This window comes from Aedoeadaptatus coli, from assembly GCF_900343085.1.
Classification (GTDB): domain Bacteria; phylum Bacillota; class Clostridia; order Tissierellales; family Peptoniphilaceae; genus Aedoeadaptatus; species Aedoeadaptatus coli.
This window is the reverse complement of the sequence record NZ_OPYI01000015.1, coordinates 40,817-50,152: the sequence shown is the minus strand read 5'-3', so window position 1 is coordinate 50,152 and position 9,336 is coordinate 40,817. Positions and strand designations below refer to the sequence as shown.

Below are 9,336 nucleotides of genomic sequence, written 5' to 3'. Positions count from 1 at the left end.
TGCACTTGTTTGCCCTCCTTTATTATTTTGTGGTGATTTAATTTTAGGTGATAGGGAAAACAAGTGCTATCTTTTTGCACAAAAATATCCATTGAGGAGGTTACTCCCCAACGGATATTATAGAGCCTTATTTTTCCATAAAGGCCAGGGCCGATGCCACTTCGGCGAGGATGCCGTATTTCAAGGCCGCCTCGTCGGGGAAAAACTGCGGCGTGTGAATGGCGTTGCGTTCGTCTCCGGGATTTTTTACGCCGAGATTGATAAAGGTGCCCGGCGCTTTTTGCAGGTAGTAGGCGAAGTCTTCCGCGCCCATGGTGGGGGTGGGAAGGAAGGTGACGGCGTCTTCGCCGCATGTGGCGCGAAGGGCCTGAGCCACGATTTCCGTGGCCTTTTCATCGTTAATAAGGGGAACATAGCCCTTGATGATTTCCACGGTACAGTCGCAGCCGTGGGCCTTTGCCGTAGCGGCGGAAATGTCGGTGAGAAGGCCGCGGAGCTTGTCCCGATTGGCCAAGTTGTCCGAGCGAATGGTCCCTTCAAGAATCATTTCATCGGGAATGATGTTGTGCTTGTTGCCGCCGCGGGCGGCGCCGATGGTGACCACCGCCGGGGTAAAGGGTGAGACGTGGCGGGCCACGATGCTTTGCAAGGCCACGATGACGTGGCCGCCGCAGACGATGGGATCCGTGCAGAGCTCGGGATTGGCCGCATGGCCCCCCTTGCCCGTCAAGGTGATTTTAAAATCTTCCACGCCGGCGTACATAAAGCCGGGTCGCAGGCCGAAGGTGCCCACGTCCAAATAGGGGGACACGTGGAGGCCCATGCAGTGGCTCACGCCGTCCATGACGCCTTCGGCGACCATGACTTCGGCGCCGCCGTCTTTTTCCTCGTTGGGCTGAAAGATCAGGCGCACGGTGCCGGGAAAGTCCCGGTGTTCGGCGAAGTAGATGGCCGTGCCGAGAAGGGAGGCCATGTGCATGTCGTGGCCGCAGGCGTGCATGACGCCGTCATTTTCGGAGGCGAAGGATAGGCCCGTGTCTTCTTTAAGGGGCAGGGCGTCCATGTCGGCGCGAAGGGCCACCAGGGGGCCGTCTTTCGTGCCTTTGATGTCGCCGTGAAAGCCGCCGTTGGAGTAGTCGTGTACGGGAAGGTCAAGCTCCGCCAGCACGCGTTTAATGTAGCGGGCGGTTTCAAACTCTTCGCCGCTCAGTTCCGGATGGGTGTGGAGGTGGCGGTAGTGGGCCTTCGCCACCTCCGCCGCCGATAGAATGTCTTGTTTTTGCATGTTACTTCACCAAACCGCCATAGAGCGCCGGTCGTCGCTCTTTATAGAGATCGAACATGGCCTTGGCTTCGTCCACCTTGTTCAAATCCAAATCCACCGTGTGGACGCAGGCTTCCGTGCCCGTCATGAGCACTTCCTCGCCCATGGGGTCGTAGATGCAGCTTCCGCCGCCGCCCATGGCCGGGTAATCGGCGAGCTTCGTGCAGTTGACCGCCACGACGAAGCATTGATTTTCCACGGCCCGCGCCCGGGCGAAGAGATGCATGTGGGGCACCCGGGAAAGGCCCCATGCCATGGGAACGAAGAGAATCTTCGCCCGCCCCATGACGGCGAGGCGCACCCACTCGAGCATCCGCAAATCGAAACAGGTGACGATGCCTGCCCCTACGCCGTCCAGTTCGAAGGCGAGGCTTTTATCTCCCGGGGTGAAGCATTCTTTTTCCGCCCCCATGGGAAAGAGGTGGGCCTTGTCGTAGGTGCCTAGGAGCGCGCCTGTGCGGTCGTAGATAAAGGCGCGGTTCGCCCGATGGCCCTTATCCCACACGGTAAGGCTGCCGGCCACGAGGTTGACGGCGTGGGCTTTGGCAAAGGAGGAAAGGTCTCGGCACAGGGCTTCTTCCATATAATCGTCCTCGGCGGAAAATTTCTCCGGATAAAAGCCTGAGTTCCACATTTCGGGGAGCACGATCACATCGGGATCGTCGTTTAAGGCCGCTTCCATGGCGCCGAAAATCGTCTTTCGATTTTCATCGAGGAGCATGGGGCCGATGGGGGCCTGGATGACGGAAACTCTCATGCCCGTGCGTTTAAGTGTTTTTCAAGAATTTGAATGGCGTTTAGTGCGGCGCCCTTGCGAATGTTGTCGGCGACGACCCAAAGGTTTAAGCTGTTTTCGCAGGAATCGTCTTTGCGAATGCGGCCCACGAAGACTTCGTCTTTGCCTTCGGCATTGATTTGCAAGGGATAAACCAGATTCTTCACGTCGTCTTGAAGCACTACGTCGTCCATGGCTTCGTATGCGGCGCGGAGTTTGTCGAGGTCGACGGGTTTTTCGCAGGTGACGTTTACGGAAATGGCGTGGGCGCCCTTCACCGGCACGCGAACGGCGGTGGCGGTGACGGCCAGATCCGGCCGGTGGAAAATCTTTCTGGATTCGTTCACCATCTTCATTTCTTCCTTGGTGTAGCCGTCGTCCAGGAAGTCGTCGATGTGGGGAAGGCAGTTAAATGCGATGGGGTAGGGGTAAAATTCCGGGGCTTCGCCCTTGACGCCGTTTTCCAAATCGGCGATGCCTCGAACGCCGGAGCCGCTGACGGCTTGGAAGGTAGTAAAGACGATCCGCTTCATCTTAAAGAGGTCTTCAATTGGCTTTAAGGCCACCACGGATTGAATCGTGGAGCAGTTGGGATTGGCGATAATGCCCGCCTTGTCGGAAATATCTTCCGGATTGATTTCGGGGACCACCAAGGGAATGCCGTCGACCATGCGGAAGTGGGAGCTGTTGTCGATGACAATGGCGCCCGCTTCGGCGGCCACGGGGCAATATTTGGCGGCCAAATCGCCGTCTAAAGCACTGAGTACATAGTCGAATTTGCCTTCACGCAAGGCATCTTCCGTAAGCTCTTCGATGACGTGTTCTTCACCGTTAAAAGTAAAGGTCTTGCCCGCACTGTTTTTCGATGCAAACATGGAAAGTTCCAGAGGGAGATTCCTTTCTTCCAAAATGCTGCGCATGGTTTGGCCCACAAGGCCCGTTGCGCCTAAAATAGCTGTGCGATAGATCGTCATAATAAACCTTCTTTCTTATATGTGAGCAATGTTTTTCTTGACTATAACAAAAACACTCTAGTATAGTCAATTCATAATGGACTGAATGCAGCGAAGTGAAAAAGAAAGGGGAAAACATGAAACTGGCATTAATCGGATTCGGCACCGTGGGTCGCGGCGCCTACGACATTTTAAAGGATCGACAAGAGATTTTCGAAAAAACGATCGGCCCCATGGAGATCGCCTACGTGGTCGCATCGGACCGGAGCAGAAATACCCTGGAGCTTGAAATCGACGAGCCCGTGGTCACGGCCAAGGAATACGATCAGGTCCTCGAAGAAGTGGACTGCATCGCCGAAGCCACCGGCGCCATGGACATGGCCTACGACTACATGCGCCGGGCCCTGGAAAAAGGCGTGGGCGTGGTTACCGCCAACAAGGCCTGCGTTAGCGCCCACTACGAAGAGCTCGTGGCCTTATCGGAAAAAACCGGCGCGCCCTTCTTGTTTGAAGCGGCCGTGGGCGGCGGCATTCCCGTCCTGACGCCCCTTCGGGCTCTTTGCCTGCAAAACGACATTTTGGATGTGAAGGGCATTTTAAACGGCACCTGCAACTACCTTTTAAACGCCATGTTTAAAGAAGGCGCCGATTACAAAGACACCCTGGCCCTGTGCCAAAAGCTGGGCTACGCCGAACAAGACCCCACCGACGACGTGGAAGGCTACGACACCCGCAGAAAACTGCACCTCTTAATCGAAATGGCCTTCGGCCACGTGGACGGCGACGCCATTCCCACTCGAGGCATCGCTCAAATCGATCAATCCGTGGTGGCCTATCTGAAAGGGCAAAATAAGAAGGTGAAACTCGTTGCCTCGGCGAAACCGGTAGAAGGCGGCATCGAAGCCGTGGTGGAACCGGTGCTCTTAGACGGGGCGGACAGCTTGGCTATTTTGCCCGATGCCATTAATCAGGTGAATGTAAAGGGCAGCTGGGTCGGCGATTTGGCCTTCACCGGCCCCGGCGCCGGCAAAGAGCCCACGGGTAACGCCGTGGTGGCCGATCTCGTGGCCGCCGCCACAAAAAGCGCCATGCCCCTCTTGAAGCGGGGCGATGTGGCCCTCGCTCCCATTCGCGGCCGCTACTTCGTGGCAAAAGAACTGGAAGGGGATTTCGTGGATCGGGTGGAAGAAGGATTCACCTACACCAAGGACATGGCCCGAGACGAATTATTGAAGCAACTGGACGAAAAAACCTTCTTCGCCCGCATGGAAGACTAAAGATTGAAAGGCAAGCCCCGCGGCTTGTCTTTTTTTCTTCCATATAAAAAAACGAGCGCCGAAGCGCCCGCTTTTACTTTTCCTGAATCCGAATGGCATTGTGTTCGCGAATGTCCTTTCCCTTGACCTGATTCAAGGCGCCGATGGTGTTGGTCCGCTTAATGGAAATGGATTCCCTGAGGCGCATTAAAAAATCGTCTAAAGCTTTCGACGAGGTGGATTTAATGCGAATTAAAAACTGGTATTCCCCCATAAGCTTCCAGCAGTCGGTGACCTGATCGGACGTTTGGATGTAGTTAATAAATTCTTCCAAGGTATTGTCTTCCTCGGAGATGTCGATGAGACAGAAGGAGTGGATGTAGGAATCGTCCTCTTCTCCGCCGAGGAGAATGGTGTAGCCGGCAATGACGCCCGCATCTTCCAAGCGATGGATCCGATTGCGCGTGGCCGATACGGAAAGGCTCACTTTTTTCGCGATGTCGCTTAAGGACATGCGGCTGTTTTCGTTGAGCAGGGACAAGATATATGTGTCGATGGAATCACCGGTAAAGCGATTGATGTGCATCTTATGCACCTCCTTTAATCAAAACAAATAGGTTAATGAGATTATACCAAAAAACTGGCGCAAATTCACCGAAAAATGGAAAAAATTTGCAAAAACACAATTATTTTTACCTGTCAGAGGCTCAAAAAGAAACGGCTTTGAGAATGGATCGTATTTTCGAAAAATTGTCGTTTTATTTGATGTAAAAACGCCGTTTTTAAATAGATTTTCCCGAGGCGATTTTTCCCTATTTTAAATTTAAATCGCGGCAACCTTCTTTTCACAAATAAAACGGTGCAAATCTGAAAAAACTGCCGATTCTGCAGTGTTGTTTTTTTGCTTTACGAAGGGGCAAGTGCTAAAATGATCATACCTGTAAGTCCTCTTTTCGGGGGATTTACCGAATATTTAATGGAAAGGGGAGTACGTTGGAACACTTGATTCGAAGCGTCATAGAATTGGACGAACGAACCGACGCCATGGTTCGAGAAGAAGAAAAGGCCATCGACGACGAAAAAGCGGATCTGCAAAAGCATTTCACGGAAATGGAAGTGGACGAGCGGGAAGCGTCGAAGGCTTCGGCGAAGGACAGTTACGATGCGATTTACAACGAGGCCATGGACGTGGTCGAGGGAATCAAAGAAAACAACCGCAAGAAGCTGGAATCGGTGGATGCGGTGTATAAAGCCCACAAAGCGGAATTGGTGGAAGAAGCGTTTCAACTCCTGGACATTTGATGGGAGGCGAGTATGAGTTACGCTGCAGTCAACACCAAAGCCGTGGCCGTCTACGCCCGTTTTCTTAAACCGGAAGTGCCTTTAAAGATTCTGGAAGCGGGAAACATTAAAGACGGTCTGGCGATTTTAGAAAGCACGTGGGGCTTGGAGCTTACCGAAAACCCTCATCTGTTGGAAGTGAATGTAAAGATGGCACAAAAGGTCTACGATACCTTAAACGGCTTTCACTACTACTTACAGGGATCGGCCCGGAGCTTTTACAACGCCCTTTTAACGCGCTATGAAATTCAGGATTTAAAGCGGATCTTCCGGGCGGTCTATCACGACGAAGACGTGGGCCTCGTGCGGAAAAGCCTCTTGGCCCTGGATCCCATGCTCTTGCCCAAGGATCAAACCGTCGGTCCCGACGAATTGTTCAAGGTCTTGGAGGCCACGCCCTACGGCCGGATGCTTTCCGCCTACAAAGGGGTCGCCCGCGATAAGATTCTTTTTTACATCGAAATGGAGCTGGACAGAAGCTACTACGAGCGCCTGATCAAGGAAGCGCGAGAGCTGCCGAAAAAAGACCGCAAGGAAATTATGGCCATGTTGAATCGCCATGTGGATCTGTTGAACATTCGCTACATTTACCGGGGCAAAAAGACCTACGACATATTAAAGTCGGAAATGGAAAACTTCGTCATTCACGGCGGAAACATTCCCCCGAAGCTTTTAAAATCCTGGATCTATGCGGAAGATGTGAACGCCCTGGTGCGCTCGGTAAGGAACTCGTCTTTTTCCTTCCTCTTCCAGGAAAAGCGAAACAACCAAATGGCCGACATTTTGGCCACGAGGGATTTGGCCGCCGTCTATGAAAAACATTACCAACAGGCGGGTTTAAGCCTGGGTCGAATCGTCGCCCTGTCCATTTTGCTGGAAAACGCCATAAAAGACGTCTCCACCACTTTGGAAGGGCTGAGGCTCGGCTTCGGAAAAGATTTAATCAGGAGTCTCTTGACGATTCCTATGAAAGAAGGTGAAGTATGGCAGTAGAGAGAATGGTCATGCTCAGTGTCGTCGGCCGGATCGAGAATCTGAAGGATATTTTGTTCCAGGTCCTGGCTTCGGGAGCGCTGGATATGGTCGACGCCATGACCCAATTGGCGGAGAACAGCAATATTTACTCTCTCGAAGACAATGTGGACATGGTCGTGGATTTAAACAATCTGGCGCCCTTTCCCATTAACACGGATATCAGACAAAAGGCCCAAGAGGCGCAAAAATTGGTGGACTACTTCCATATTAAGGACTTAAAGATCACCGGTTTCGAAGACGCGGAAAGCCTAAACCGCAGGTATCAGGCCCTCCTGGATCGGGTCGAGCCCATGCGCACGGAATACGAGGCGATTCACAAGCGCCTGGAGGCCATCGAAAACTTCAAGCAAAACATGGCCCTCTTTGAAAACGTGGACGTGGACTTAAACCAAATCCGGGACATGAAGTATTTCACGGCCCGCTTCGGCCGCCTGGAAAAATCCGCCCGGGTGCGCTTGAAAAACAGCTACGAAAACCTCCTGGCCATTGTCTTTCACACGGGCTCCTTCGAAGACGAAGAAGTCTACATGATCGTCTACCCCAACGAGGTGGCCGATGAAATCGACCGGGTATTGAAATCCCTCCACTGGATTGACGTGCCGGTCATGGACAACGCCATGGGCACGGCGAAGGAAACCTTGGCCAAGCTCGAAAAAGAAGAAACGGATCTCTACACCCGCCTGGCGGAGCTGGACGAGGAACGCAAGACCCTCTACCGCGACGACCGGGACAAGGTGCGGGAGATTTTAGGCCACATGCTCTTTTTGGGCCGGATCGAAGAGGCCAAGCAACAAATGGCCACGGCCAAGGAGTATTTCCTGATCACGGGCTGGACCGACGAGGCCGGCGTGGAAGAAATAAAACGCCGCACGGCGAAGTTCGACGACGTGGTGATCACCACCCAAAGCGAGGAGGAAGCGGCTCGGGGCATTACCCCGCCGACGAAGCTGAAAAACCCAAAGTTCTTTAAGCCCTTCGAGCTCTTGGTTCGCATGTACGGCATTCCCCATTACAACGAAATCGACCCGACGATCTTCGTCGGCATTACCTACATGCTGCTCTTCGGCGCCATGTTCGGCGACGTGGGGCAAGGGGCGATCTTTATGCTTATCGGCTGGCTCGTCTCGAAAAAGAAACAAAAAGACATGGGCGGCCTCTTAATGCGCATGGGCGCATCCTCCGTGGTCTTCGGCTTCTTGTACGGTTCGGTCTTCGGAAACGAAGAAATCATCGACGCCCTCTGGCTCAGACCCTTCCAAAACATCGACCAAGTGCTTATGGCCGCCATCGGCTTCGGCATCGTGCTTTTGGTCCTGGCCTACGGCATGAACTTTGCCAACGCCATTAAAAACAGAGACTTGGCCCGCGGGCTTTTCGGCGAACACGGCCTCTTCGGCTTTTTGGTCTTCGCCATGCTCCTCGCCATGATTTTGGATGTGGCCGGCGTCGTATCCTTTATTCCCATGCCCGTGGCTTTGGGAATCCTCATCGTCTCCATCGTGCTTATGATCTTCAAAAAGCCCCTCATGGCGAAGATCTCAAAGACCGATGTGGATTACGGCGGAAACAAGAGCGGCTACTTTATCGAAAGCTCGTTCTCCATGATCGAGCTGTTGATCTCCACCTTGTCGGGGATCGTGTCCTTTATTCGTGTCGGCGCCTTTGCCATTAACCACGTGGGGCTCTTTATGGCCTTCCACGTCATGAGCGAAATGGCACCCCACACCGCAGGCGGTTACGTGATTTTGGTTTTAGGAAACATTTTAATCATCGGCCTGGAAGGGCTCATCGTCTTTATCCAAGGCCTGCGCCTGGAATACTACGAATTGTTCAGCCGCTACTACGACGGCAGCGGACGGGAATTCCGCTCCGACAATCTGAAATTAACCCAAAACAAGCACTGAGAAGGAGATTGATTATGGAAAAAATATTATTTTTAGCATCCCTCGTGGTCTTATCCACCATTGCAGCCGGCTTCGTCTTTTTGGAACGGGGCGTGTCCTCCGACCGCGTAAAACTTAAGAAAGCCATGCGCACCAATCTGCTCGCCTTTATCCCCACGGTTCTCGCCGCCTACGTGCTCCTCGCCCCCGGCGTCGTCCACGCAGCCACCGGTGCGACGGAAGTAAACGGCCTGGGCCTTTTGGCCGCAGCCCTCTCCACGGGCCTCGCCACCATCGGTACGGGTTATGCCGTCGGCATCGTCGGAAGCGCCGCATTGGGTGCCGTCAGTGAAGACGACTCCATCTTAGGGAAGACCCTGATCTTCGTCGGCTTGGCCGAAGGGATCGCCATTTACGGCTTGATCATTTCCATCATGATCCTGGGCAAACTGTAATGATCTCCAGGGTCATCTCTCGCGACGACGAATTTCTCGTCGCCCTTCGTATGAGCGGATTCGAAGGGGTGTACTGCGCCGATACTGAGGCGCTGAATGCCGCCTTCGACGCCGCCTTGGAAGATAAAAACATCGGCATGATTATCTTAAACGAAAAGGACTTTCGCACGTTGGAAGAGAAGGTTCTGGCTGTCAAAGAGAAAAAGCGCAGTCCCTTTATCTGCACATTGCCCGGAAGAGATGGCTACACGGAAGATGATTTCATTATGAAATACGTTCGCGACGCCATCGGGGTGAAACTGGATTAGTAGGTG

Annotated in this window: 10 protein-coding genes; 6 read left to right on the top strand and 4 right to left on the bottom strand. The window is 53.3% G+C overall.

Annotation, left to right across the window (positions count from 1 at the left end; all coding sequences use genetic code 11):
* Window positions 1–127: 127 nt before the first annotated feature.
* The 3 genes from DG046_RS08345 to DG046_RS08335 are packed head-to-tail and all read right to left on the bottom strand — an operon-like array spanning window position 128 to window position 3,073.
* A complete protein-coding gene (locus DG046_RS08345) occupies window positions 128–1,285 on the bottom strand; it encodes a M20 metallopeptidase family protein (protein WP_108832053.1) in 1,158 nt (385 codons plus the stop codon).
* 1 nt (window position 1,286) lies between these two features.
* Entirely contained in the window at window positions 1,287–2,081 is a 795-nt protein-coding gene (locus tag DG046_RS08340; RefSeq protein WP_108832052.1) for a nitrilase-related carbon-nitrogen hydrolase, read from the bottom strand.
* Window positions 2,078–3,073 (bottom strand): aspartate-semialdehyde dehydrogenase, encoded by a 996-nt coding sequence (locus tag DG046_RS08335; protein WP_108832051.1) that lies wholly within the window; start codon window positions 3,071–3,073, stop codon window positions 2,078–2,080. Before DG046_RS08335 ends, DG046_RS08340 begins: the two co-directional genes overlap by 4 nt.
* A 116-nt stretch (window positions 3,074–3,189) precedes the next feature.
* On the opposite strand from DG046_RS08335, the gene DG046_RS08330 reads away from it, so the two are divergent.
* Window positions 3,190–4,329 (top strand): homoserine dehydrogenase, encoded by a 1,140-nt coding sequence (locus DG046_RS08330; protein ID WP_108832050.1) that lies wholly within the window; start codon window positions 3,190–3,192, stop codon window positions 4,327–4,329.
* 73 nt (window positions 4,330–4,402) lie between these two features.
* Here the strand turns inward: DG046_RS08330 and DG046_RS08325 are convergent, their stop codons facing one another.
* Window positions 4,403–4,894, bottom strand: a complete 492-nt coding sequence (locus DG046_RS08325) for an Lrp/AsnC family transcriptional regulator (RefSeq protein ID WP_108832049.1) — start codon at window positions 4,892–4,894, stop codon at window positions 4,403–4,405.
* 407 nt (window positions 4,895–5,301) lie between these two features.
* Here DG046_RS08325 and DG046_RS08320 point away from each other — a divergent pair, with 407 nt between their 5' ends.
* Genes DG046_RS08320 through DG046_RS08300 form a run of 5 tightly spaced genes read left to right on the top strand, consistent with a single transcriptional unit; the run spans window position 5,302 to window position 9,330 of the window.
* Window positions 5,302–5,610, top strand: a complete 309-nt coding sequence (locus DG046_RS08320) for a hypothetical protein (protein ID WP_108832048.1) — start codon at window positions 5,302–5,304, stop codon at window positions 5,608–5,610.
* Window positions 5,611–5,622: 12 nt separating this feature from the next.
* On the top strand, window positions 5,623–6,642 hold the full coding sequence (locus DG046_RS08315; RefSeq protein ID WP_108832047.1) for a V-type ATPase subunit: 1,020 nt from the start codon (window positions 5,623–5,625) through the stop codon (window positions 6,640–6,642).
* Window positions 6,633–8,588, top strand: coding sequence for a V-type ATP synthase subunit I (locus DG046_RS08310; protein WP_108832046.1), 1,956 nt, complete (start codon window positions 6,633–6,635; stop codon window positions 8,586–8,588). The genes DG046_RS08315 and DG046_RS08310 overlap by 10 nt, the downstream gene beginning before the upstream one ends.
* Before the next feature lie 14 nt (window positions 8,589–8,602).
* Window positions 8,603–9,022, top strand: a complete 420-nt coding sequence (locus DG046_RS08305; RefSeq protein ID WP_108832045.1) for an ATP synthase subunit C — start codon at window positions 8,603–8,605, stop codon at window positions 9,020–9,022.
* On the top strand, window positions 9,022–9,330 hold the full coding sequence (locus DG046_RS08300) for a V-type ATP synthase subunit F (RefSeq protein ID WP_108832044.1): 309 nt from the start codon (window positions 9,022–9,024) through the stop codon (window positions 9,328–9,330). Before DG046_RS08305 ends, DG046_RS08300 begins: the two co-directional genes overlap by 1 nt.
* Window positions 9,331–9,336: the final 6 nt, after the last annotated feature.

Bases quoted from the DNA above. Each gene is read 5' to 3' on its own strand.
- DG046_RS08345 (WP_108832053.1), bottom strand. From the start codon at position 1,285: ATGCAAAAACAAGACATTCTATCGGCGGCGGAGGTGGCGAAGGCCCAC.
- DG046_RS08325 (WP_108832049.1), bottom strand. From the start codon at position 4,894: ATGCACATCAATCGCTTTACCGGTGATTCCATCGACACATATATCTTG.
- DG046_RS08315 (WP_108832047.1), top strand. From the start codon at position 5,623: ATGAGTTACGCTGCAGTCAACACCAAAGCCGTGGCCGTCTACGCCCGT.
- DG046_RS08300 (WP_108832044.1), top strand. From the start codon at position 9,022: ATGATCTCCAGGGTCATCTCTCGCGACGACGAATTTCTCGTCGCCCTT.
- DG046_RS08305 (WP_108832045.1), top strand. From the start codon at position 8,603: ATGGAAAAAATATTATTTTTAGCATCCCTCGTGGTCTTATCCACCATT.
- DG046_RS08330 (WP_108832050.1), top strand. From the start codon at position 3,190: ATGAAACTGGCATTAATCGGATTCGGCACCGTGGGTCGCGGCGCCTAC.
- DG046_RS08335 (WP_108832051.1), bottom strand. From the start codon at position 3,073: ATGACGATCTATCGCACAGCTATTTTAGGCGCAACGGGCCTTGTGGGC.
- DG046_RS08340 (WP_108832052.1), bottom strand. From the start codon at position 2,081: ATGAGAGTTTCCGTCATCCAGGCCCCCATCGGCCCCATGCTCCTCGAT.
- DG046_RS08310 (WP_108832046.1), top strand. From the start codon at position 6,633: ATGGCAGTAGAGAGAATGGTCATGCTCAGTGTCGTCGGCCGGATCGAG.